The organism is Thioclava sp. F34-6 (genome assembly GCF_002213235.1).
In the GTDB taxonomy this organism is placed as follows: domain Bacteria; phylum Pseudomonadota; class Alphaproteobacteria; order Rhodobacterales; family Rhodobacteraceae; genus Thioclava; species Thioclava nitratireducens.
On record NZ_NBOA01000013.1, the window covers coordinates 1 to 25074 of the forward strand.

Consider the following 25074-nt stretch of genomic DNA (forward strand, 5'->3'; position numbering starts at 1 on the left):
ATTGCGTCGGCGCATCATCGACTGAATTACATCCATCCATTCCCAGACGGAAACGGGCGCGTCAGCCGATTGATGTCCCATGCCATGGCTCTGACAGCCGGCATTGGCGGCCAAGGCCTATGGTCTGTTTCCCGCGGACTTGCTCGCGGACTGACCGATCGCGGTGAATACAAGCGCATGATGGACCTTGCAGACAGTCCAAGACGCGGAGACCGCGACGGGCGCGGCAACCTGTCTGAAGCAGCCTTGAAGGGGTTCAGCGAATGGTTTCTGAAAGTTACGCTTGATCAGATCACGTTTTCCGCAAAGCTGTTCGACCTTGGCGGGCTAGAAAAGCGCTACCGACGCCTTGTCGAAGACACGATTGACGACAAGCGCGCCCCAGATCTGATCTCGGCCGTTCTCCGCCATGGCAAGCTTGAGCGTGGCGAGGCGCAGATTGTTCTCAAGACTTCCGAGCGCACGGCGCGCAATACGCTCAGTAAACTGACCGATGCCGGGTATCTGACGTCCGCTTCGCCAAAGACGCCGGTAAGACTGGCGTTCCCGATGGACTATCGGGAACGACTTTTCCCGAACCTTTTTGCCGATGGCGGTTTGCGAAGCTAATGGTGATCGAGATGGACAAGGCGGGTCCTCGGACAGATTTACGTAATAAACCTTATCGACAAGCTCTTTGCGCCTGCAGCACCGCGACAAGAAGGGCGGGAAGCGGTCGTTCGCTGCGCGCGCCACGAAGGTCCGGTCTTGGAGAACGCAGGACGCTAACGACCCAATTTTCTGTGATACACCGTCGCCTTCGGATTCATTCCGTAGGGTGAAAACAGCTTCGAGTTCAGACACGAAGCGAGGGGCCCGGTGCATGCAATGACCGAGGCGCAGATCAAGCCAACAACTGAAGAACTCCGCTCATTATCGATGAGTTGCGCGTCGAAGAAGAACAGGCCGATCATTTCCGAGATGCGTAGAAGCTCATTCCGGAAAAATCGAGGTCAATCAGTGCGGCGCGACGACGCCCGATAGTTCCGCGCTAAGCCTGCGCCAGCCCCCGGTAATGCGCCACAAGTTCGCGCGCGTTGTCGGGGTGATGCCTGCGCCGACCGGCCTCGATCTCCTTTGCCATCTCCACGACCTTGCGGTTCATCGGTGCGGCCTTGCCGCGCGCCTCGAGGAAATCGACCACCAGCCCGTTCACCTCGTCGACCTCGGCGCGACGGCCCTTGCGCCAATCCTGCAGCGAGGTCGTCAGCGTGTCGTCCCTTGAGAATGTGCGAACGACCTCGTCGAAGATCTCGTCGACATAGCGTTCCGGGTGGTTACTCATCACCGGCGGCATCCCGATGATCGGCATGATGGTGGCGCCGTCAGCGAGCGCTGCCTCCATTGCCTCATAGCCGGCGCGCCGCATCACTTCGAGAAACTCGGGGTCGCGGACGCTGTCGCGCATCGCGGTGTCGATGATCGCCGTGGGAATCAGTTCGGCTGCATTCACCACCAGCTTCATCCATTTCGCCGAGCGGATATCGTCCACCACCTGAACGGTGCCGGAATGACGCAGGATATCGGCGACGTCGTGGACCCGCGGCTGTTGCTCGGGGTCGAGCGCGCCAAGCGCAAACCAGCTTTCGTCCGTGTCGTTCTGGCGGGTCGTGATCCCCGGCTCCCACATGTTTGACGCAATCTGGATAACCGCGCCGATCGTGCGATGCGCGCCGACGATATCGGCGATCGCCTCGTGGGTCATGCCGTTCTGCAGTCCCACGACGAACCCGTGCTCCGCCAGAACCGGCTTGATCATTTCCGCCGCCCAGCGGGTGTCATAGGCTTTCACCACCATGAAGACGAGATCGAAGGGCTCCTTGATTTCGGCGATCTCGCACAGATGCAACGCCTTGACCGGCGTGTGCAGCTGCCGTGTCGGCAGATTGACCGTCAGCCCCTTCTCGCGCATCGCCTCGACATGCGCCGGCCACTGGTCGATGAAGGTGACGTCGAGCCCGGCCAGCGCGAAATCGGCGGCGACCGATGCGCCCTGCGCACCGGTCCCGATAAAGGCGATCCGAGGGAAAGGGGTTTGCTTCGTCATCGGGCGTATCTCCTCGGTTGCGGTCATTGCATGATCATCCCGCCGTCAATCTGCAGGCATTGGCCGGTCATGTAATCGGAGTCCGGCGAGAGCAGAAAAGCCACCGTTCCGGCGACATCGGCGGGCGTCGAAGTCCGGCCGAGCGGGATCCCGGCGGCAAAGTTGCGCAGGGCCTCACCCGGCTCGGAAGAGACGCCCATTTCCATCAAGTCCTTGTCGAGCACCGTCCAGAGATCGGTCTCCACCACGCCGGGAGCGAAGGCATTGGCGGTGATTCCGTGCGGCGCGAGCGTGCGGGCCGCCGCCTGAGTCAGGCTGATGACCGCGGCCTTGCTTGCGCAATATGGGGCGAAATCACCGAAGCCGGCGCGGCCCGCCATCGAGGCGGTGCTGATGATCTTGCCTTTCCGCTTGGCCGCGATCATCGCCTTCGCCGCTTCCTGAATGCCGATCATCACGCCCATGCCGTTGACCGACATGATCTGGGTCCAGTTTTCCTCGGTCGTCTCGAGGAAAGGCTGAGGACGGTTGAAACCTGCGTTGTTGACTATGGCATGGAGAAAGCCGAACTCCGCCTCGCAGGCGGCAATGGCCGCGCGGGTTGCAGCCCGGTCAGTCACGTCGGTCTTGCAGAAGACCGCGCGTCCACCGTTGGCGGTGAGGGCTGCGGCGGCCTCCGCGCCAGCCTCTTGATCAAGATCGGCGATCACCACGCCGTATCCAGCCGCCGCGGCGCGCCGCGCAATCTCGAGACCAATTCCCCGTGCGGCACCCGTAACGACGACGCCGCCCATTTGCTCTTGTTCAGACATGATATCCTCCCCTGCTCAGGTCGCGCGGTGCAGCACGAAATCGTAGTTGGACTCCCACAGCGTTTCGCCGTTTTCGACCGGGGTGAACTCGGCGATCAGGGATTCCTTGACGCCGAACACCGCATCCGAGGTCAGGTATTTGTCGCCCGCCACGAAAGTATGGGTCGTCACCGGATCGAAGCCCTCGGCGCTGACGATGAAATGCATGTGCGCCGGGCGATACGGGTGACGCCCGAGCTTGCCCAGCATCTTGCCCACCGGACCGTCGTCAGGGATCGGGTAAGAGACCGGCTTGATCCCCTTGAACCAGTAGCGCCCGTCCGGCCCCGTGGTGAACACGCCGCGATTGTTGTTGCGCGGCTGAATGTCTGGCTGCTGGACGTCGTAGAAGCCGTCCTCGCTGTCCGACCAGACGTCGATCCGCGCCCCTTCGACCGGGTTGGCGTCGAGGTCGGTGACCGTGCCATAGAAGCGGCAGGTCTCGCGCCCGCCCGCTTGCGTGATGTTCGCGCCCATCTCGTATTCCGGCACGCCATCGACGTGGAACGGGCCGAGCACCGTGTTCTCGGTCGCCCCAGTCGGGCGGCGGTTGTTGATCGCATCGACCAGCATCGAGACGCCAAGCACGTCAGAAAGCAGGATAAACTCCTGACGGTTCTCGTCGCAGATCTGTCCGGTCTTGGTGAGGAAATCGATCGCGATATCCCACTCGGCCTGCGTCAGCTCGACGTCCTTCACGAAAGCATGCAGGTGGCGGACGAGGCTCGCCATCACGGTCTGGAGGCGCGGATCGGTGCTCTCCGAAACCCGGGCGTTGACGGTTTCGACCGAGGCTTCCTCGGTGAAATAGGCGATCTTCGGCTCTTGGGTCATGTCATTCATTCCTATCAGGTCGTGACGGGGCGCTGCCCGGCATGGGCGCGGCTCAGCAGGTCGAGAATGCCGTCGCGCGTGATTTCGCGCGGGTTCTTGTAGGGGTTCTGGACGGCCATATCGGCGGCGCGCGCCAGATCGCTTTCCTTGAGGCCATAGTCGGCCAGCGCGAGAGGGGCGCCGATGGAGCGCGCGAAGTCGTAGAGTCCGCCGCCCAGATCGCCACCAAACAGCTCGGTCGCGCGCGCCAGTTCGGCAGACGCCGCCGCGGCGTTATAAGCGGCGGTATGCGGCAGCAGGATCGCGTGCGTTTCCGCGTGGGGCATGTCGAACCCGCCGCCGAGCGTGTGGCAGAGCTTGTGATGCAGCGACATCGCGACCGCGCCCAGCACGGTGCCGCAGAGCCACGACCCGTAGAGCGCATCGGCGCGGGCATCGCGGTCCTCCGGCGTCTCGACGATCCGCGGCAGCGCTGATTTCAGCGCGCGCAGCCCTTCGACCGCCATCAGCGACGTGACCGGGTTCGCATCGGGCGCGTAGAGCGCCTCGACCGCGTGGGCCATCGCGTTCAACCCGCTCGCGACGCTCATCGCGACCGGCAGGCCCAGCGTCAGATCGGGATCGTAGATCACGGTTTCCGGGCGGATTTTGGGATCGCGGACGGTCGTCTTCTGCCCGTTCTCGGTCTGACCGAGAATGTCGGTTGCTTCCGAGCCGGCATAGGTCGTCGCGATCACCACCTGCGGTGCGTCATTGCGCCAGGCGATGGCCTTGCCCAGACCGATGGTCGAGCCGCCGCCGAGCGCTACGACGCAATCGGCCTTGGTCTCGTTATAGACTTTGAGCGCGGCCTCGGTCACGGCGACGGGCGTGTGCATCGCGGCCTCGGTGAACGTTCCGGCCGCCATCTCCCCGAGGTCTTTTGCAAGCGCCTCGGCGTCGTTTTTCTGGAACGGCGTCGACAGGATCAGCGCGCGGGCGCAGCCCAGTCTCTCCACCTCCTCGGCAACCTTCGCCAAGGTCCCGGAGCCAAAGACGATACGCCCGGGGCTGGATGTGTAGATGAACGCTTCAGGCATGGTTCCTCCCTGCGCCTCGCACAGACGAGGCGTTGAATTGAGCCAGCGTGGGCCGCGAGGTTACTCGTCGCGGCGCCGACGCGCGGTCGTGTAGATGAGCGCCGCCACGAGGATCAGCACCCCTTGGAAGCCGTATTGGTAGGCCTGCGACAGCCCGAGGAAGGACACGGCGTTGAGCACTTCGGTCAGAAGCACCGCGCCCAGCAGCGAGCCGATGAAGGTGCCGCGCCCGCCGAGAAGGCTGGTGCCGCCCAGCACGACCGCGGTGATGCTGCCCAGCGTGTAGTTCACGCCCTGCGCCGGATCTCCGACGCCGATCTGAGCCATCAGCATGATCGCACCCAGTGCGGTCAGTAGCGACACGGCGATATAGCCGAGCACGAAGGTCCGATCCGTGCGTATCCCGATCCGCCGCGCGGATTCCTCGTGCGAGCCGACCGCGCGAAGCTGCCACCCTGCCCGCTTGCGGCGCAGACCCAGCTCCATCGCGATGGCGATCACGATCATCACCACGAAGGCGATCGGGACCGGCCCGAAGCTCCGGGTGAGCGTATCGATCACGTCGAAGGAGATGTAGCCGCCCGGGCCCTCACGCAGCACGAAGCTCAGGCCCTGCAGGCCGATGAACATCGCCAGTGTCGCGGCGATGGGTGTGAAATTGGCGAAACGGATCAGCACGCCGTTGATCAATCCAACGACGATCGCCGCGCCGAACATCAGCGCGAAACCGAGCGCCATCGTCGAGGCCGGGCTGCCATCGTTGATGAAGAACGACCCGATCACCACGAGGAAACCGGCGAGAGGTCCGACCGACAGGTCGATCCCGCCCATCAACAAGGCGATGGTCTGCCCCAAGGCGATGAAGCCCAGTGCGGTGGCGAGGATCAGGATGTTCGAGACGTTGAAGGACGACAGGTAATTCTCATTCTGCGCGCTCACGAACAACGCAAGCAGCACGGTCACCAGCGCGAGCGGCACGATCGTCGCGTTGTCGGTTTGCACAAAATGGCGCAGCTTCGCGCCGAAGCCCTCTTTCGCGCTCCGTTCCTCGGCCACGTGATGCGCATGCGTGTCAGCTTCGACCGCAGCACCGACGATGCGGGCTTCGGTGATGTCATCGCCGCGCAGCGTCTCGACGATACGGCCCCGCGACATGACCAGAACGATGTCGCACAGCCCTTCCAGTTCCGCCGCGTCCGACGAGTTGACAATCACCGGCGTGCCCGCGTCGGACACTTCGCGCAGGATCCGATATATCTCGAAGCGCGCACCGACATCGACACCCTGCGTGGGTTCGTCAGCCACGATGAAGCCAGGCTCCGACAAAAGCGCGCGGGACATCACGATCTTCTGCTGGTTGCCGCCCGAAAGCTGGGAGACCTTCGCCTCGACGCCTGCGGCCTTCACCGCCAGCGAAGAGAAGACCTCCTGCACCTTCTGCATTTCCTTGCTGCGATCCAGCACGCCGCTCGAGGCATATTTGTCGAGCGAGGCGAAGGTCGCGTTTTCCCGTATAGTCAAATCCGCAGCGAGGCCTTCCGTATGGCGATCCGATGGCATGAAGGCCGCCGCGTGTTTCAGCTCTTTCGGCGAGAGCGTGCGACCGTGGAGCTTGATCGCGCCGCGATAGGGCTGAAGGCCCACCAAGGCGCGCATCAGATCGGACTGGCCGTTGCCCTCGACACCGGCGACGCCAATGATCTGGCCGCGTCCGAAGGCGAAGGCCACATCCGAGAATTTGCGCCCGCTGAGGCCTTCGACCTCGAAATTGATCGGGGGATTGGCGTCGGCGCATTTCGGCGGGAAGGCAGAGGCAAGACGGCGCCCGACGATCAGATCCAGAAGTTGGGAATTGCTGATCTCGCTCGCAGGCGCGCTGCCCCGGTGACGGCCATCGCGCAACACGGTCACGCGATCCGCGATCTGGCGCAACTCGGCCAGACGGTGGGTGATATAGATGACGGCGGTGCCGGAGGCCTTCAGCGCCCGAACCTTCGCGAAAAGCATATCCGTCGCGTCCTGATCGAGCGCGGCCGTCGGTTCATCCAAAATAAGCACACGGGGCTGGACGGCGAGCGCTTTCGCCAGTTCCAGCAGGTGTTTCTGCGCGATGGTCAGCGTATCGACACGCGCGCTCAGCGGCACCTCAAGGCCGACCTCTTCCAGCAGACGCTTACCGACGCGGTCTTTGCGGTCGCCTTGGAAAACAGAGGCAGGCAGTGAAACCTGCAGGTTCTCGAGCACCGTCATGTCAGGCAAGATCGCCGGGTGCTGATAGGAGATCGCGACGCCAAGCGCCGACGAGCTTTCCGGCGAGAGCGGCATCACATCACGCCCGTCGAATTCGATCCGGCCGGTGCTGGGCTGCAGAACGCCTGTGATCAGGTTCATCAGGGTCGATTTCCCGGCCCCGTTCTCGCCCAGGATCGCGTGCACTTCGCCCGCGTGAATGTCGACGCTCACGTCGCTCAGGGCGCGGACCGCCCCGAAGGATTTCGACACGCCGCGCAAGCGGATCACGGGGGTGCCCGTTGACGTTTCGCGGAGCCCGTCCGCCTTCTCCATCGGTTCGATTTCAGCCAATGCTATCATCCGTTTAGTTCCGCCGATCTGAGGGGTTGGCGCGGGTATCTCCGGGCGGATAGCGCCGCCCGGAGACAGGGGAGGTTACTGGCCGACGGCCTTCGCCTGCTCGTCACCCGAAAGCTGAGCAGAGAGATAGATCGCACCGGGCAGATCCGAGCGACACTGGACGGGGTTCGGATCCCCATCGGTCGAGTCCTCGAAATTCGGGGCCTTGAAGACCTCCTCCGACGGCGGGGTGCCACCGGTCGCTTCCGCGATCGCCCATTGCACGGCGAGACGAACGTTGTCGTTGCCGGTCGCGACCGTGAAGAGCTTGAAATCGGGGTTGTCGGCGTGGACCTTCTCCCAGAAGCAGCCGAGCGAGTTGCCGTCGGACGTCGCGAGCGCCGGGATCGAGCGGTCGAAGTTCGCAAACACCGGCAGCGCGCCCACGAGCGACGGGCCGAAGTCGGACACGATCACGTCGATATTGTCATGCTGCGCGATAGCGGCCGACAGCACCTGCTGCGTCAGGGAAGGATCCCAGTTGGTGACCGCGAAGGGGTCCGGGTTCAGGAACTTGTAGCTGTCGTCGAGGATATTCTTCATCCCCTTCAGCTCGTCCAGACCCTGGCTGTTGCCCGCCGGGCCCGACAGGAACAGGATGTTCGCGCCGTCCGGGAAGTTCTCCTTGATCCACTTGCCCCAGCTTTCGCCGTCATAGACGAAGTCGGCACCGACGAAGCGGGTGTAGTTCTTGCCGGCTTCCCCACCGACATTCACGCGGTAAGGCACGACGACCGCGCCCGAGCGGTAGGCTTTGGTCAGCGCGGGCAGGATCGCGGGACCGGCATCGCCGAAGACGACCATTGCATCGACACCGCGTGCCGCCATCGAGTTGATGTCGGAGATCGCCTTCTGCGTATCGCCCTGACCGTCGGCATAGTAGTAGTCGGTGATGCTCGGACACTTCGCGGCTTCCTCCTTGCCCGAAGCGGTCGTCACCAGACGCCAGCTATTGCCGCCGAAACCGTCGAGCAGCGCCAGCGAGGCCTTGTTCGGGCCGCACCAGGAAGGTGCGTCCTCTGCGCTGGCCGCCGAGGCCGAGAGGGCAATTCCAAGCCCCAGCGCCATATAGGCAGCGCATCCTTTCAGGTTAGACAGTTTCATGGTTCTCCTCCTCTGTAGAACTTGTTTGTTCTGTCTTGAAACGGTTCGTCCATTCGATCGAGTAGACCCCGATGCCGAATACAAGAGCGAGCGCCTGCACGATGGTCTGCGCCGAGTAGGGCACACCGATCGACAGAGCGAACTGGCTTAGCTGATTGAGAAAGAAGGCGGCGATGACGACCGAGATCGGAAAGCCGCGCCCTCCCAGAAGCGATGTCCCTGCCAGCACCACGACGGCGACCGAGGGCAGAAGCAGGCTGTTGCCCTGAAATGCCGTGGGTTCGCGGGTGATGCCTGCGATCAGGATGCCCGCGGTGCAGTAAAGGATCTGCGCCGCCACATAGGCCATCGCCTGATACGGCTTGACGCTCAGACCCGCCGCGCGGGCCGCCTTCGGATTGGCTCCGATAGCCTCGAAGCGACGGCCAGCCACCGTCTTTTTCAGACCGAAGGACACGAGAGCCAGAATAGCGAGGGCGAACAGGACCGAATGGGGAATGCCCAGGGTCTGACCGCCCGCGATATGGGCCAGCAGGTTCGTGGTGATCCGCGGCACGCCGCCGGAGATCGCAAAGACCGCCGAGAACAGAAGTGCGTTCATCCCGATGGTCGCAACGATTGCGTTCAGGCGAAAATAGGCGACCATGATGCCGTTCAGGATCCCCGCCGCGAGCGCGAAGCCGACCGCGATGACAAGTGCGGGCAGTAGCCCGGCATCCTGCCCGTTGGGCATGTGGGTCGCGATCACCACCGCAAGCGATACCGACCCCGGCACCGACAGATCGAAGCCGCCCTGCTGCACCACCAGCATCTGGCCGAGCCCGACGATACCAAGCACCGCCGCGAAAGGCAGGCTGCCCATCAGCGACCCGGCGGTGACCGCCGAGGGCGCGAAGATGACGCAAAGAAGGATGAGCGCCAGCGTCGAGGCGACGATGGTGACGAAGCCCTTCGACAAGGGCATCGACATCAGACCCGTCGGGCCTCCGAAGCTATGCGGCGTCGTCTCAGCCATGATTTCTCCTCCTCCCTCGCGTCGCGTCTCAGCTGATTTCCAAGGTGACCTTGACCGCCTTGTCGGGCGACTTGCCAAGCTCCAGCGCGGTCATCGCGTCATCGATGTTGTAGCTGTGGGTCTGGATCGGCGAGAGATCGAGCCCGGTGCGCTCCAGGAACCGGATCGCCGCCGGCCAGACGCCGGGAGAGCCGATGCAGCCGCGCACGTTGAGGTTCTTGATCTGGATCTTGCCCAGCTCGACCGGGAATTTCTGGCCGATATTGATGCCGACCATGGAGACATTCCCGTCGTCGCGGGCATAGTCGAAGACATTGGCCAGCGAGGCCGGATGGCCCGCGCATTCGACCACGAGATCGGCGCCGCCCTTGGTCATCTCCTGCACCGCTTCGATGGGATCGCCGTCGGTCGGATCGATCGTGCCGTCCGCACCGAGCTTCATCGCGATCTCACGGCGCAGCGGCACCGGGTCGACCACGATCACGCGAGCGCCCATCCCGATCGCGGCGGCAGCCGAGACGAGGCCGATCGTGCCGCCGCCAGAAACGACGACCGTATCCGCCGCGCAGACGCCGCCATGGCGCATCACCGCGTAATACCCGCAGGTGAAGGGCTCGATCAGCGCGCCTTTCGCGTCATCCACCGCATCGGGCAGCTTGTGCAGCCATTCGGGACGCGCGGCGAAGAATTCACGATCCGCACCGTCCATCGAGAAGCCGAAGTGGTGGATGCGCTCGGGCGTGTTGATCACGCATTCGCCGACCACACGATCCCCGGGCTTGAGCCCGTCGACATTCTTCCCGACCTCGACGACTTCGCCGACCCATTCGTGGCCCGGAACGACCGGGTAGGAAATCGGGATAATGTATTGACCGGCCAGCAGCTCGTAATCGGAATGGCAAATTCCGACGCGGCGCGACTGGATGAGCACCTCGTTGTCGGTGATGCCGGGCGTCTGCACCTGCGTCACGATGGGCTTGTTTGGTTCGTCGAAGATCAGGGCTTTCATGTCAGGCTCCAACTTTCGCTGCGGCGGGTTACGCCACGCGTTCGATTTGACCACTGCGGGAGGAGGCGAAGACCGCCTCGAGCAGCGCGATATTGTCGACCAGATGATCGGCGGTGATCGGGTAGGTTTCCTGTCCGCGCACGGCGCGGGCGAAACTCACCAGGTTGTCCTTCACAGGCTCGGCCTTGCCGATCTCCACGGTCTCGATCGGGCCACCGGCCATGGCCGAGGTCACGATCCAGCCGTCAGGCGCTTCGACATGCGCCTTGTCGCGAATGTCGATCCAGCCTTTCGATCCGTAGACAGTGAAGCGGGACATGAACGGGTTCGACAGCGAGGCCGACACGTAGGAGGTCCCTCCCCCGGCGAATTTCACATAGGCCGCGACCGTGTCGCCCTGCGGCAGTTTCGAAGATAGCTGCTCGCAAATGCACAGCACGCTTTCCGCGCGGCCCAGAAGGCGGACCGACAGATCCAGCAGGTGAATGCCCGTCGCGGTCATGCCGCCTGCCGGCGCCTCGCTCGCCTGAACACGCCAGTTGCTCGGGTCCATGCCGACGAACTTGTCGTGGCTGAAATTGGCCTCGATTTGCTGGATACGGCCCAGCTCACCCGCATCGGCCTTCGCCAGCATCTCGGCGATCGGCGGCTCCCACCGGCGCTCGTGGCCCATGCCCAGGACGAGCCCGGCCTCGGCACAAAGCGCAACCGAACGAGCGGCTTCTTCCGCAGTGAGCGCGAGCGGCTTTTCGCAGAAGATGTGTTTGCCTGCGGCGACCGCCTTGGCGATCTGATCCGTGTGCAGCGAGTGCGGCGTTGCCAAGACGACGGCCTCGACCTCCGGATCTTTCAGCGCGTCCGCGTAATCCGCGCTGAGCGTCACGCCCTTATCGGCGCAGAGATCGCGCACCGCGTCCATGTTAGGCTCCACTGCGCGGACGACCTTGATATCCTCGGGAGCGCTCGACAGAACGGAGAGCATCTTCTGCCCCCACCAGCCGAGCCCGACGAGGGCGATTTTGACCGGCCCCGACATCAGCGATTGTCCACGCGCTTCGAGAACGGACGGATCGAGACGGACTTCCACAGACCGACCTTCGCGAAGGGATCGTTGCGGTTAAAGTCTTCGACCTCTGCAAGGCTGTCAGCCTCCAGCACAAAGCAGCTGCCGATCATGGTTTCCTCGTCATCCGCGAGCAGCGGGCCCGAGATAACCGTCTTCACTGGCGCCTGAGCCAGATAGGCCTTGTGGTCCTCGTAATTCGCCAGCCGTTTGTCGACGGCACCGTCATGGTCAAGGCAATGGATCACGTAGTGCATTGCGGTCTCCTCAGTTTCCGGCCGGAATGATCTTGCGCGCGCGCAGTTCGTCGAACACGTCGAAGAAGCTGTCCGGCGTGCTCTGATAGGCGTCGAAGCCCAGCTTCCGGCTGTTCGTCATATCGGTGAAGCATTCCAGCTCGCGACCCAGGTCGGCGTCGCTGTGCCACCACGAGGCGAGCTTGGTCACAGGGATGTCCTGCAGCCCATATTGCGCCACCATCTCGGACCAGATCGCGGGCGCATCCGCCATCTGCTCTTCGAGCGGCGTCGTGTGACCGGGGTATTCCGCGACCTCGAGGCCGAAATACTCGGCGATCCGCGCCCAGAGCCAAGTCCAGCGGAAGACGTCGCCATTCGCAGTGTTGAACGGCATGTTCGCAGCTTCCGGCGTCGTCGCCGCCCAATAGAACTGTTTGGCGAGGATGCGCGCATCGGTCACGTCGGTGACCGCGTTATATTGCTCGGGCGAGCCGGGATAGAGGAACGGCTTGCCAGTGTGCTTGCAGATCGAGGCATAGACCGCGAGCGTAACCGCCATGTTCATGTAATTTCCGACCGTGAAGCCGATCATCGTGTGCGGGCGGTGCACCGACCAGGTGAAGCCGTATTTCTCGGCCATCTCCAGCAGCACATCTTCCTGCGCGTAGTAGAAGTTCGGCCCCGGCAGACGCGGACTTGATTCAAGGAAGGGCGTGTAGGGCGTAACCTTGGCGTAGTCGTCGAACGAACCGAGGTAATGCTTGAGGCCCGTGACCAGCGCCCCGTGCTTGATCGGCGCGCCTGCGATCCCCTCAAATAGGTTGCGCACCATCATCCCGTTCACGCGGACATTCTCTTCCTCGTTCGCCTGACGCGACCACGTGCAATAGAACACATGGGTCACGTCCTTGGCCGCAGCCAGCGCGGCCTTGCTGCTCTCTGCATCGGTCAGATCCGCGGCGATATGACGGTCGGACCACTCAAGATCGACGTCGCTGCGCGACACCGTGACGACCGTCCAACCATGAGATTTCAACTCGCGCGCGGTGTAGCTGCCCGAGAGACCGGTAGCCCCGACAATCAACGCAATATTCTGTTCAGCCATGGGTCTTCGCCCCTTTCTTGCAGTTCGGTTTCGTCAGGTGGTGACGAGAATTTTCAGATGTTCTCCGGCAGGATCGAGCAGCGCCTCGAAGCCTTTCTCCACGACGTCCTCGGCACGGATGCGGGCCGTGATGACTTTCTCGATCGGGAAATTGCCCGAGGCGACCATGCGCGCGATGCGCGGCCAGATCTGGGTCGGGTAGCACCAGGTCGCTTCGACCGTGATATCCTTGAGCGCCCAGAGCATGGCGTCGATGCTGGCAGGCTTCATGTGCAGACCGACCTGAACGACCTTGCCCTGACGGCGCACCGCCTCGACGCAGGCGTTGAGCGAGCGCTCGAGGCCCACGCATTCCAGAGCCACGTCGACGCCGACGCCTTCCTCGGTCAGATCGCCCACGACTTCCTGAAGGTTGCCCGCGCCGGGATCGACGACGAAGGCATAGGGAGCAATCTCGGAGATGATCCGGCGGCGGTTCGGATTCGGCTCGGAGACGATGATCGTGCTAGCGCCCGCTGCATGGGCCGAAAGCACCGTCAGCGCGCCGATCGGACCTGCGCCCGACACCAGCACGGTGGAGCCTGCCGTCACCCCGCCCCGATCGACGCCGTAAAGCGCAACCGCCGCCGGTTCGATCATCGCAGCCTGCTCGTCGCTCAGCGCGTCGGGCACGGGCTGGGCGTTGTAGTCCTTGACAACGGCCTTCTCGCCCATGCCGCCCCAGGCCCAGCTGAGGCCGATGCAGCCGAGCTGCGGCGAGAGGTGATAGAGACCGCGCTTTCCGTAGTAATCATTGCGTGGCGCTACGAGCGGCTGGATAGAGATCCGATCGCCCTGCGCAACATCGCTGACCGCATCACCGACCTTCAACACGCGGGCCGAAAACTCGTGCCCGAGGATCTGCGGGTTGCTCGCACCGGTGTAGACATGCGGCTCAGCGGGCGTGACGATCGGCCCCGCGATATACTCATGAAGATCGGTGCCGCAGATGCCCGTGATGATCGGCTCGATCAGCACGTCATCGGGGGCAAGCTGCCCGGACGGCTCCTCCACATCCTCGACGCGGATATCCTTTGCTCCGTGAAAACGAACGGCTTTCAATTCGACCTCCTCCTGTCCTGTCGGCGCGGCGACTGCAGCCTGTGATCCGCCTGTCGGACCGCGGCACCGTCGCGCTGCTTGCCATGATTCGTAGCAAACCGATCCGATCGCATCAGGAAAAAAATCTCCGCTCCGGAAAAATTACTTCAGCGTTCGCCGAAGCGGCATCTTAGGGTGAGGCAAGACAAACGGAGACATATGGATGAGCAACATGGCGAGTGCGCCCCACCTCCCCCAATCCGAATCTCGCGCGGTCGGCTGGATCGGCGTCGGAAAAATGGGCGGGCCGATGGCGCGAAATCTCCTGGACAGCGGCGTCGGGCTTACCGTTGTGGAACCCGATTCGGGCAACCGTGCGAAGCTTGCCGAGAAAGGCGCAAAGACCGCCGACTGCGCGCGCGATCTGCGCGATGTGCAGGTCGTCTTCTCTACGCTGCCCAATGACGACGCGCTGATGGCGGTGGTATCGGGAGAGACCGGGCTAATTCACGGCCTACCGCGCGGTGCCTTGCTGGTGGAAATGAGCACCGTCTCGCCGGAATGTTCCGAGCGCGTTGCGCAGATCCTGAGCGAGGCGGGCCTGCGCTACCTGCGTGCACCGCTCTCCGGCAGCACGGATCTCGCCGCAAAAGCGGCACTGACGGTTCTTGCGTCGGGCGATCGTGCGGGCTGGGACGAGGTGCTCCCCCTCATCAAGACCTTCTCGGCACGGCAGTTCTTCCTCGGAGAGGGCGAGGAAGCGCGCTATATGAAGCTCGTGCTAAACACCCTCGTCGGCGCCTTCTCGGCCGTGCTATCGGAGGCGCTGGCTATTGGCGCGAGCGGGGGGCTGTCGCGGGCCGACATGATGGAAGTGATCTGTGAAAGCGCCGTTGCCTCGCCGCTGTTCAAATACAAGCAAGAGGCGGTGGTCAACGATGACTACACCCCCGCTTTCACCGTCTCGCAGATGATCAAGGATTTCACGCTGATCAGCGATGCGGCGCGCCGCAATGACGTGCCGCTGATGACCACCGGCCTGATCCTCGAACTCTATCGGAGCGCGTCGAACGCTGGCATGAGGGACGAAGATTTCTTCGCATTGGTGAAATGGCAGGAAAAATTGTCGACAAGGTGACTCCGGTCGGGCAGCATCCGGACGCAATGCAACCACAGGATGCTGATCTGACGAGCCACGAGCTTTCCAGAATCGTCGATTTTCTTCGACGGTTGCGGGCGCCGTTCGACCATCAGATGCCCGGTGCCAAGCCCGACGTCTATCAGAATATCACGCTGGAACTGGTGGACGCGCATCTGCGACTGAGCCCGATCGACAAGTCAGGGCTCATCAGCCTTGCCGATGTGCCCTATAGCACCGGCAACCGCATGATCATGAAGATGATCGATGACGGGCTGATACGGCAAGTGCCGCGCGGGAACGGGTTGAAGACGCATTTCCTCGAGCCTTCGGAAAGCTTGTTAAATGCCTTCATGAGCTATGCCATCCACGTCAAAGGTCACATGGCGAAAACCTTCGGTCTGCGGCAAGGCACCGAAACGAGCGAATACTACTTCGGCGGCAGCTATTTCGCAGCGCAGATCATCTCGCCGGTGCGCGGCGAGGACATCACCGGACTCAACCTTAGCGACATCAAATTCCTGCTCAACGATGACAACTACTTCATCGCGATGCGCAACATGTGGTCGGATTTCCGAAATGAATTCGGCAAGCGTAGTAGCTTTGACCTGCAACGCCTCCCCAATCTCTACGCCAAGTCGCGCCAGACTTTTTCGGAGATGACGCCACGCTATGACGTCATTGCGATGAACATGCCGTGGCTGGGTGAATTCGCCGAACGCGGAGAGCTCGCGCCACTCGACGATCTGATCTCGAACGCCGCCATCAACTCGCTCGATTTCCACCCCTCGGTCTGGGGGACGGGCAATTGGAAGGGCACGCAATACGGCATTCCGCTCTATTGCACGATCGAGATCCTCGCCGCGCGCAAGGACTTGTTCGACGCCGAGGGGGTCACTTATCCCAAGACCTTCGACGAGACGATCGCGGCCGCGCGCGCCTTCCACGATCCACAGAACGAATTCTACGGCATCGCGTGGAACGGACAACGCGGCATGCCGATCGCGAATTCCTTCATGTTCTTCCTCGCCGCCTGTCGCACCACCGTCATCGACATGCCGCTGCGCAATCAGGAGAGCTGGAGTTTTGATACGTTCGACTCGCTCAAGCTGCAGATCGACACCGAGGATGCGCTCGAGGTGATCGAATACATGAAGCAGCTTGTAGAAGTCTCGCCCCCTGATATCGCGAGCATCGATTGGGAGCGGCGCATCCATTACTTCATGTCCGGTCAGGCCGCGATGACCTATTGCTGGACAATGCGCGCTGCCCGCTTCGAGCACGAGCTGAGCTCTCGCGTGGCCCGTCGCGTGGCTTACCTTCCCCCGCCTTCGCGCCGGATGCGGCGTGTTTCCGCCCCGGTCGGGGGCTTCCTGCTGACCATCCCCTCCTATGTCGAGCCGACCCGGCAGAAACAGATCATCGACGCGATTGCCTGGATGGTGTCGCCCGAGGCGATGAAAGAGCACGTGAAAAACGGCTTTCCCGTCGCGCCACGATTCTCGGTCTGCGCGGACCCTGAAGCGCTCGCCTCCTCCCCGATCGTCAGCATGGTCGACCGAATGGCCCGCAAGAACGAACTTGTGACCTGGGCGCGCCCACCGGTGCCCGCCTTCAACCTGATCGAGCGGACCTTGGGCGAAGAAATCCACGACATCGTCTTCCACGGAAAATCGCCGCAACGCGGTCTGAGGGACGCCGAAAACCGAATCCTCTCGGCAATCAGGGCAGAGGCGTGAGGCGGCCAAAGCTGTCAGAAATAATCTTCGGTTAAGTCTGGGAACATTGGAGGAATGCTCGGAGAACTCCGAGAAACGCCCCGCTCTTCAGCTCTCGAGTTCCGCAACAAGATGGACGGAAAATAGGGAAAGCACTTGGCTCAGTCTCGTCGCGGGGCGATAACCGTCGGGACGTAACACAAGGTAGCGGCCTCAAACGTGAAGATTCATAAGTTCGATATCAGTGGCCATCCCGGGGAAACCGTCGGGGACATCACCCATCGGCGCCTTCGCGGGGACATCGTGCACGGGCGGTTCAAGCCGGGGCAGAAGCTGAAGCTCGATTTGCTGCGCAAGAAATACGATGTCAGCGTGACGACCCTGCGCGAATTGCTCAGCAGCTTGACGAACGAAGGGCTCGTCACCGCTGAAGGACAACGCGGCTTCGAGGTTGCGCCGATCAGCAAGGCCGACCTTCGCGATCTCGCAGATCTGCGTCTGTTGCTCGAGACCCATGCGTTGCGTCAGTCCATCGCGAATGGCGATATCGAGTGGGAGGCGGGGGTCGTCTCGTCGCATTACAAACTGGAGACGATCGAGCGCGAGCTGATCGCGGGTGGCGACGGGCCGGTGCAACCCTGGGTGCGTCATGACTGGGATTTCCACTTTGCGATGATCGCGGCGTGCGACAGGCCAAACCTGATGCGCACGCACTCCTCGGTCTTCGATCGCTTCATGCGCTATCACATGATCATTCTGGAATTTCGCGGCGAAAAGGCCAAGGAAGACCACATTCGCCTGCGTGACCTGACCTTGGCCCGGGATGCGGATGCCGCCGTGGAATTGCTGATCTCCCATGTCGAAAGCGGCGTCGAGCACATTCTGGCGACCGGTCGCGTTCCCTGAACTCTTCAAACGAGGGCACTGAAAGCCGACAAGCGGGTGAAGAAGAAGAACACTCGCTCGTGATTTTGTGCGTCGAAATTAAAAATGTATGATATTTTTGAAGTTGACATATTAAAATCGAGATGTCGAATTGGATGAGCCGCTCTCGATGCGGCGAAAGGGAGGAACTATGACCAAATTGACTCGCCGCAGCGTGCTGGCGACAGGGGCCGCTGGCGCAGCCGCGACCCTGATGGCTGGCACTGCACTCGCTCAAGATCGCAAACGGCTCCGCCTGTCTTCGGTGGTGTCGAATAACGATATTCGCGCCAAGGCCTTTGCCCGCATTTCCGAAGACGTTGCCAAGGATTTCGACCTGCAGGTCTACAACCAGTCGACGCTCGTGCCGCAGGGGGGTGAACTGACCTCGATCCAGCGGGGGACGCTGGAAATGGGCCTCGTCGCGCCGCAGAAGTTGGCCGATCAGGTGCCGGAATGGTCGATCCTGACCGCCGCCTACGTGCTGCGCGATGCGGCCCATATGAAAGCCGTCTTCGACAGCGACGTGGGCAAGCAGCTCAATGACCTTGCCGCGAAGGCCGGGCTGCATGTCCTCGCGCCGGTCTATTTTGGCGCACGTCAGGTCAACCTGAAGCCCAAGAAGAAGATCAACACGCCGGAAGATCTGAAGGGTATGACCCTGCGCATGCCGGGCGGCGACGCGTGGCAGTTCCTTGGTGAGGCGATCGGCGCCAGCCCGACGCCGCTGGCCTATTCCGAGGTCTATACCGCCCTCCAGACCGGGGCGATCGACGGTCAGGACAACCCGTTGCCCAATGATTACAACATGAAGTTCTACGAGGTCACGAGCCAGATCGCACTGACCAGCCACCTCGTCGGCTTCGACGTGCTGGGTATTTCCAAGAAGATCTGGGACGACATGAGCGCCGATCAGCAGAAGTTGCTGAAGGACTCCGTGGACAAGGAAATCGCCGCCAGCACCGAGGAGCACCTCAAGCGCGAGCAGGAACTGGTGGACTTCTTCAAGAAGCAAGGCCTCGAGGTCTATGAACCCGACCGCGCCGCCTTCCGGGACTACGCCCAGAAGAAGTATCTCGCCAGCGACTTCGCCAAGAGCTGGCCCGAGGGGATGCTCGAACAGATCAACGCGATCCAGGCCTGAACCCCGGACAAGCTGAGGGCGGGGGGTCGTGTCGGCCCTTCGCCCCTCGAAAGGCAAACCGATGCAAAACACGAGCCGCCGCTGGCGGAACGTAGCGCGCCGTCTGGCGGACGCCGTTCCGGCGCTGCTTCTGGCCGCCATGTTCCTGGCCTTCATCGTTCAGGTTTTCATGCGCTACGTGCTGAACCATCCCGTCGGCTGGACGGTCGAGCTCTGCGTCATCGCGTGGCTCTGGGTCGTGCTATGGGGACAATCCGTCTCGGCGCGTGAAGAAGACGAGATCCGCTTCGACATCATCTACGGCGCAGTCCGGCCCAAGGTTCGCCGCGTCTTCCGCATTCTGTTCTCGCTCTTCATCGTCGGCATCTATGCGGCCTCACTGCCGGATGTCCTCAGCTACATCTCCTTCATGAAGATCGAGAAGACGGCCTACATGAAGATCCCCTTCAGCTACGTCTTCTCCGTTTTCGCAATTTTCACGGCGGTCACGATCCTGCGCTACGGTTGGATTCTGATCAAAGAGCTGCGCGGCCCGGGCCCCGAAGATGACAGCCCCGATCTGACGCAAGTCGCGCGCAAGGATTTCTCCGAATGAGCTGGGAATTCACCCTCGCCGTGGCGGCCATCGTCGCCACCGCCATCGTCGGCCTGCCGATCGGGCATGCCATGCTGGGGGCCTCGATCCTCTATCTTCTGCTCGAACATCAGGACATGAGCATCGCCGCCGAGCAGGTCTTGCGCGGGCTCTACGGCTCCTACGTTCTGCTGGCGATCCCGCTCTTCATCTTCGCGGCCGACCTGATGAATATCGGCTCGCTCTCCGACCGGCTGCTGGATTTCTGCCGTGCACTGGTGGGCCGCTTCCGTGGCGGGCTTGGCCACGTCAACGTCGTGTCGTCGCTGATCTTCTCGGGCATGTCGGGCTCGGCCATCGCCGACGCGGTGGGGATCGGCAAGATCATCATCCAGCTGATGACCAAGGACGGTAAATATCCCCCCGCCTATGCTGGAGCCATCACCGCCGCCGCCGCGATCATCGGCCCGATCATACCGCCCTCGATCCCGATGGTGCTCTATGCGCTCGTCTCCGACACCTCGATCGGCTACCTCTTTCTCGGCGGCGTGGGGCCCGGTCTGATCCTCGCGCTCCTGCTGATGGTAATGAACGCGATCCAGGCACGGCGTCACGGCTTCCCGGTGGAAGTGCCCGTGCCCGTGCGCGAGATGCCGCGGATCACCCTACGCGCGGTGCCCGCCCTGCTGATGCCGGTGATCCTTCTTGTCGGCATCTACGGCGGCATTACCACGCCGACCGAGGCAGCCGCACTCGCCGCGCTCTACGCCTTCCTGATTTCGACCTTCCTCTACCGCTCCGTCAGCCTGCGCGCGGCCTATGACACCGTGTGCCAATCCGCCCGCTCCACCGCGAGCGTGGGCATCCTGATCGCAGGGGCGCTGGCCTTCAACTACGTGGTCACGGTCGAGCAGATCCCGAACGAGATCCGCGGCGCGTTGGGCGACATGCAGCTCGACCGGATCACCTTCCTGCTGATGGTAAACGTGCTCCTGCTGGTGCTCGGGTGCTTGCTGGAAGCCAATGCGATCCTCCTCGTGATCGTGCCGATCCTGCTGCCGACCGCAGTCTCGCTCGGCGTGGACCCAGTGCATTTCGGGGTGATCGTAGTGGTCAACACGATGATCGGCCTTGCGACGCCCCCCTACGGATTGCTGCTCTTCGTCGTCAGCGGGATCACCAAATCCCCGATCGGCCAGACGATCCGCCATCTCGTGCCCTTCCTGATCATCATGATCGTCGGGCTCGCAATCATCACTTTCGTGCCGGGCACCGTGCTGTGGCTGCCGCGGCTTTACGGTTACGGCGGCTGACAGGGCCGCACATCAGGAGACTTCTCATGGCCCAGAAAGACCTTCCGATCCTGGTCATCAATGGCCCCAACCTGAACCTGCTCGGCACGCGTCAGCCAGAGATCTACGGGCACGACACGCTCGAGGATGCAGAGCGGTTGAGCCGCGATGCGGCTGCCGCGGCGGGGGTGGAAATCGACTTCCGCCAATCCAACCACGAGGGTGAAATCGTCGACTGGATTCAATGGGCCCGCACGAACGCCTGCGCCATCCTGATCAACCCGGCGGGCTTCACTTCGACCTCGATCGCGATCCTCGACTCCCTGCTGATCTTCGACGGCCCAATCTTCGAAGTTCATGTCTCAGCCTTGTTCCGGCGCGACGAATTCCGCCACCCGTCCTACGTCTCGAAAGCGGCAACGGCGAAGATCGAAGGCTTCGGCATCGCGGGCTACGGCTTCGCGATCACCCGGATCGCCCAACTCGTGAAAGGCGCCAAGTGATGCCTGCCCCCGAGAGCCCTTCTGAGACAGCGTCAGACGATGCAGTCATCCGGCTGGGTCTGATCGGCGACAATATCGCCGTCTCGCAGGCTCCGCGACTTCATCGGTTGGCCGGGCTGCAGAACGGACGCGAGGTGACCTATGACCGGCTTGTCCCGCGCGAGCTCGGACAGGATCACGCGACGATTCTCGCCGACTGCGCGGCACAGGGCTATCGGGGCCTCAACATCACCTACCCCTACAAGGAGAAGGTGGCGGCGCTGGTGCGTATCTCCGACCCGATGGTCCGGCGGCTGGGTGCCGTGAATACCGTCCTCTTCGAACCCACCGGAGCCGAGGGCCACAACACCGATCACTCCGGCTTCATCTCCGCCTATCGCGCGGCACGCGGTTCCACACCGCCCGGAGCAACTCTGCTTATCGGCACCGGCGGCGTGGGGCGGGCCATCGCCTTCGCGCTGGTCGCGCTCGACGCTTCAGAGATCCGCCTTGCGGACCGTGACATCCAGAAGGCCGCTGTCCTCGCCTCGGAACTGAAGGCGGCGAAACCGGGACTTCGCGTCACCGTGGAACGGGACGCCGCCGAGATGTCCGAAGGCGCCGAGGGGCTCATCAACGCGACCCCGGTCGGTATGACCGGCCATCCGGGATCGCCGCTTCCCAAATCCGCCATCGCCGGCGCATGGGCCTTCGACGCCGTCTACACGCCGGTCGAGACCGAATTCCTCGCCGCGGCGCAAGCGGCAGGCCTGCAGGTCATTTCCGGTTACGAGCTGTTCATCTGGCAAGGCGTCGATGCCTGGAAGCTCTTCACGGGTCTACCGCTCGACGTCGCCCGTTTGCGCAGCGATCTCGCTAAAACCGTCCCGGCCACATCCTGAAAGGAGGCCTCCAATGAAAACCGCCATCGCCACTGTCTCGATCTCGGGAACGTTGCAGGAAAAGCTGGAGGCGATTGCTGCAGCGGGGTTCGACGGGATCGAGATATTCGAGCAGGATTTCATCGCCCATGACGGCGGGCCGCGCGAGGTCGGCCAGATGGTGCGCGACCACGGGCTGGAGATCTTCCTCTTCCAACCCTTTCGGGATTTCGAAGGGCTCCCGGCTCCGCTTCGCCATCGAGCCCTGAAACGCGCGGAGCACAAGTTCGAGCTCATGCGCGAGCTCGGCACCCGCGACATGCTGGTCTGTTCCTCGGTTCATCCCGAGGCGCTTGGCGGGATAGATCGCATGGCTGGCGATTTCGCCGCCCTGGGCGAGCTTGCCGCAGATTACGACATCCGCGTCGGCTTCGAGGCGCTCGCGTGGGGGCGTCATGTCTGGGACCACCGCGATGCGTGGGAAGTGGTGCGCCGCGCGGACCATCCCAATGTCGGCCTGATCCTCGACAGCTTCCATTCGCTCGCCCGCAAGATCGAGCCGGATACGATACGGCGGATCCCGGGCGACAAGATTTTCTACGTCCAGCTTGCCGATGCTCCGGCGATCGATATGGACCTGCTCTATTGGTCGCGCCACTTCCGCAACATGCCGGGCGAGGGCGATCTGGATGTCACCGGCTTCATGCGCGCTGTGATGGCCACCGGCTATGACGGACCGGCGAGCCTCGAGATTTTCAACGACCAGTTCCGCGGCGGACCGACACGGACCATCGCACGCGACGGCTATCGCTCACTGGTGGCGCTAATGGATGACGTCCGCCGCACCGAGCCCGGGCTGGAAGACAAGATCAGCGAGATTCCGGCACGCGTTGCAGTGGACGGTGTCGAATTCATCGAGTTCGCGGCCCAGGGCGTCGAAGCGGAGACCCTGAAGACATTGCTCTCCACACTCGGCTTTCACATGTCGGGACGGCACCGCAACAAGAAGCTGGAAGTCTGGCGTCAGGGCGATATCCGGATTCTCATCAACGCCGAGACAACGGGCTTCGCCGCCTCCACTTGGACCGCGCGCGGCACCAATGTCTGTGACATAGGCCTCAAGGTCGCGGATGCCGCGGCGACAGTCACGCGTGCACGTGCGCTCGGCGCGAAGACCTTCTCGCAGCCGATCGGTCCCGGGGAATTGGAAATTCCGGCGATCCGCGGTCTTGGAGGTTCGGTTCTGCATTTCGTGGATGGCTCCAGCGGCCTCAACGACGTCTGGGACGTTGAGTTCGAGCCCGCGGAAGAGACATCGCAATGCGAGGCCGGTCTGATCTCCATCGACCATTTGGCCCAGACGATGGAGTATGACGAGATGCTCAGCTGGACCCTTTTCTACACGACGCTATTCGACATGCAGAAGGCGCCGATGGTCGATGTGATCGACCCTGACGGCCTGGTCCGCAGCCAAGCCATCGCATCGCGCGGGTCCGGGAACGGAAAGGGCCTGCAGGTCACTCTCAACGGCGCCGAGACGCATCGAACCCTCGCGGGAGATTTCCTGACACATGGATTCGGAGCATCGGTTCAGCACATCGCCCTGAGAACCACGGACATGCTGAAGACCGCTGCGTCGCTTGCCGATCTTGGCTTCGACCCGTTGCCGATGCCATCCAATTACTACGCCGATCTCGAAGCGCGCTTCGAATTGTCGCGCGAATTTGTGCAGAAGTTGCAGTCGGCCAACATCCTCTATGACGAGGACGCGCAGGGCGCCTTTCATCAGCTCTATTCCCGCCCCTTCGCGGGAGGAATGTTCTTCGAAATCCTCGAACGAAGAAATGGTTACGAAGGCTTCGGAGCCGCCAACGCCCCCTTCCGGATCGCAGCGCAGAAGCGGTTTGGCCGCGTGAAGGGAATGCCCGACCTCTGAGCTCGCTGGTCACCGGTGAAAGATCGCCCAGTGTTTTTTGGGAGGATCCAGGGGTTTGTCGAAATCGGCCTAACCCACGAATTCGATGGCTGCCGCGAAGAAAGCGCGCTTGCGCTGATTTGCCAGTATTTTCTGGTCCGCTGGACGTAGGGGTTTCCGTCCTCATCATTTAGGCCGCTTCGGGACCGGTATCGGCCGCTGGCTAAACGTGGCGTTAAGGACCGCTAAGGGCCGTTCACTGCACCCAGGCAGGAAGGGCGGGAAGCGGAAGTTCGCTGCGGAGTCGACGGACGGCCGCTTTGGGGCCGTTCACTGCTCCCACGCAGGAAAGGCGGAACGCGGTCGTTCGCTGCACTTTACACCGATGTCTGCTACGCGAAGCAACGTCTTCATATCGACAGCATTCGTGACTCGGTCTTTCCTGGCTTCGCGCGCGCTCCTAATGACGAAACGGGCTATCGAGGCAAAGATGCGCAGAGGCGGCGCACCAGCCAACTGAACGACGATATGAGGGCGCATGGCGGTGGTCCTGCAACGAAGGCACGGCCAGCATCTCTAAACGCAGTGCGGCAGCCTGTTTTCGAGCGCGCGCTGCCCTCGTTCGGCGCCGTGCAAAAGTAAAGGCCATTGAGGCTGCGACACACCCAACGGCCTTTTCAACCCAACTCTCGATGAAAGGTTACGTGATCAATTTAGAACAAAAACAGTCGGGAATCAATAGGCCTCTGCGCTTACCTGTGCGCGGGGGCCGGCTGGCCTATCATACTTAGGACCTTTCGATGAGATTATCGAGCTCCTCATCGGTGCCTTTGCTAGGGTCAGGATGCATTGATTTCTGTTGCGTCGCGTGATTCACGGCTCCGAAAACGGAGCGGTGACGTGAGCGATC

General features: G+C 62.5%; 22 protein-coding genes. 10 read left to right on the forward strand and 12 right to left on the reverse strand.

Annotated features, from left to right (window positions below):
• The coding region (locus tag B6V72_RS18120) for a Fic family protein (RefSeq protein ID WP_146696225.1) at positions 1 to 609 on the forward strand (609 nt) is incomplete at its 5' end.
• 421 nt (positions 610 to 1030) lie between these two features.
• On the opposite strand, the gene B6V72_RS18125 is transcribed toward B6V72_RS18120, so the two are convergent.
• The 12 genes from B6V72_RS18125 to B6V72_RS18180 form a co-directional block, all read right to left on the reverse strand.
• Positions 1031 to 2086, reverse strand: coding sequence for a 2-dehydropantoate 2-reductase (locus B6V72_RS18125; RefSeq protein WP_038067917.1), 1056 nt, complete (start codon positions 2084 to 2086; stop codon positions 1031 to 1033).
• Between the two features lie 23 nt (positions 2087 to 2109).
• On the reverse strand, positions 2110 to 2880 hold the full coding sequence (locus B6V72_RS18130) for a glucose 1-dehydrogenase (protein ID WP_206185818.1): 771 nt from the start codon (positions 2878 to 2880) through the stop codon (positions 2110 to 2112).
• Between the two features lie 33 nt (positions 2881 to 2913).
• Positions 2914 to 3771, reverse strand: a complete 858-nt coding sequence (locus B6V72_RS18135; RefSeq protein WP_088736275.1) for an intradiol ring-cleavage dioxygenase — start codon at positions 3769 to 3771, stop codon at positions 2914 to 2916.
• Positions 3772 to 3785: 14 nt separating this feature from the next.
• Entirely contained in the window at positions 3786 to 4850 is a 1065-nt protein-coding gene (locus B6V72_RS18140; protein ID WP_088736276.1) for a maleylacetate reductase, read from the reverse strand.
• Positions 4851 to 4910: 60 nt separating this feature from the next.
• Positions 4911 to 7433, reverse strand: coding sequence for an ATP-binding cassette domain-containing protein (locus B6V72_RS18145; protein ID WP_206185820.1), 2523 nt, complete (start codon positions 7431 to 7433; stop codon positions 4911 to 4913).
• An 84-nt stretch (positions 7434 to 7517) separates the two neighbouring features.
• A complete protein-coding gene (locus B6V72_RS18150) occupies positions 7518 to 8585 on the reverse strand; it encodes a substrate-binding domain-containing protein (protein WP_078571710.1) in 1068 nt (355 codons plus the stop codon).
• Positions 8572 to 9600 (reverse strand): ABC transporter permease, encoded by a 1029-nt coding sequence (locus B6V72_RS18155; protein ID WP_199224689.1) that lies wholly within the window; start codon positions 9598 to 9600, stop codon positions 8572 to 8574. The genes B6V72_RS18150 and B6V72_RS18155 overlap by 14 nt, the downstream gene beginning before the upstream one ends.
• Positions 9601 to 9628: 28 nt before the next feature.
• The gene (locus B6V72_RS18160) at positions 9629 to 10609 is read right to left on the reverse strand and encodes a zinc-binding dehydrogenase (RefSeq protein ID WP_088718334.1); all 981 of its coding nucleotides are present in this window, start codon (positions 10607 to 10609) and stop codon (positions 9629 to 9631) included.
• A gap of 28 nt (positions 10610 to 10637) precedes the next feature.
• Positions 10638 to 11645: a Gfo/Idh/MocA family oxidoreductase gene (locus B6V72_RS18165; RefSeq protein ID WP_088736278.1), complete on the reverse strand. Its 1008-nt coding sequence runs from the start codon at positions 11643 to 11645 to the stop codon at positions 10638 to 10640.
• Positions 11645 to 11929, reverse strand: a complete 285-nt coding sequence (locus B6V72_RS18170) for a YciI family protein (RefSeq protein ID WP_038067927.1) — start codon at positions 11927 to 11929, stop codon at positions 11645 to 11647. The genes B6V72_RS18165 and B6V72_RS18170 overlap by 1 nt, the downstream gene beginning before the upstream one ends.
• A gap of 10 nt (positions 11930 to 11939) precedes the next feature.
• A complete protein-coding gene (locus B6V72_RS18175; protein WP_088736279.1) occupies positions 11940 to 13016 on the reverse strand; it encodes an SDR family oxidoreductase in 1077 nt (358 codons plus the stop codon).
• A gap of 33 nt (positions 13017 to 13049) precedes the next feature.
• Entirely contained in the window at positions 13050 to 14117 is a 1068-nt protein-coding gene (locus B6V72_RS18180; RefSeq protein WP_088718331.1) for a 2,3-butanediol dehydrogenase, read from the reverse strand.
• Between the two features lie 211 nt (positions 14118 to 14328).
• Between B6V72_RS18180 and B6V72_RS18185 the strand changes: the two genes are divergently transcribed.
• The 9 genes from B6V72_RS18185 to B6V72_RS18225 all read left to right on the forward strand — a co-directional run bounded on the left by B6V72_RS18185 (position 14329) and on the right by B6V72_RS18225 (position 24185).
• Complete coding sequence (locus B6V72_RS18185; RefSeq protein ID WP_255415042.1) at positions 14329 to 15234, forward strand: NAD(P)-dependent oxidoreductase; 906 nt, start codon at positions 14329 to 14331, stop codon at positions 15232 to 15234.
• A 26-nt stretch (positions 15235 to 15260) separates the two neighbouring features.
• Positions 15261 to 16973 (forward strand): extracellular solute-binding protein, encoded by a 1713-nt coding sequence (locus tag B6V72_RS18190; RefSeq protein WP_168173082.1) that lies wholly within the window; start codon positions 15261 to 15263, stop codon positions 16971 to 16973.
• Between the two features lie 198 nt (positions 16974 to 17171).
• On the forward strand, positions 17172 to 17858 hold the full coding sequence (locus B6V72_RS18195) for an FCD domain-containing protein (RefSeq protein WP_088736281.1): 687 nt from the start codon (positions 17172 to 17174) through the stop codon (positions 17856 to 17858).
• A gap of 169 nt (positions 17859 to 18027) precedes the next feature.
• Positions 18028 to 19020 (forward strand): TRAP transporter substrate-binding protein DctP, encoded by a 993-nt coding sequence (gene dctP / locus B6V72_RS18200; RefSeq protein ID WP_088718327.1) that lies wholly within the window; start codon positions 18028 to 18030, stop codon positions 19018 to 19020.
• 61 nt (positions 19021 to 19081) lie between these two features.
• The gene (locus tag B6V72_RS18205; RefSeq protein WP_088736282.1) at positions 19082 to 19615 is read left to right on the forward strand and encodes a TRAP transporter small permease subunit; all 534 of its coding nucleotides are present in this window, start codon (positions 19082 to 19084) and stop codon (positions 19613 to 19615) included.
• Complete coding sequence (locus B6V72_RS18210) at positions 19612 to 20907, forward strand: TRAP transporter large permease (RefSeq protein ID WP_088736283.1); 1296 nt, start codon at positions 19612 to 19614, stop codon at positions 20905 to 20907. The genes B6V72_RS18205 and B6V72_RS18210 overlap by 4 nt, the downstream gene beginning before the upstream one ends.
• Positions 20908 to 20933: 26 nt before the next feature.
• Positions 20934 to 21389 carry a type II 3-dehydroquinate dehydratase gene (locus B6V72_RS18215; protein ID WP_078522945.1) on the forward strand — a complete coding sequence of 152 codons (456 nt, stop codon included), beginning with the start codon at positions 20934 to 20936 and terminating at the stop codon, positions 21387 to 21389.
• A complete protein-coding gene (locus B6V72_RS18220) occupies positions 21389 to 22270 on the forward strand; it encodes an NAD(P)-binding domain-containing protein (RefSeq protein ID WP_088736284.1) in 882 nt (293 codons plus the stop codon). The genes B6V72_RS18215 and B6V72_RS18220 overlap by 1 nt, the downstream gene beginning before the upstream one ends.
• Before the next feature lie 13 nt (positions 22271 to 22283).
• Positions 22284 to 24185: a sugar phosphate isomerase/epimerase and 4-hydroxyphenylpyruvate domain-containing protein gene (locus B6V72_RS18225; protein ID WP_088736285.1), complete on the forward strand. Its 1902-nt coding sequence runs from the start codon at positions 22284 to 22286 to the stop codon at positions 24183 to 24185.
• Positions 24186 to 25074: the final 889 nt, after the last annotated feature.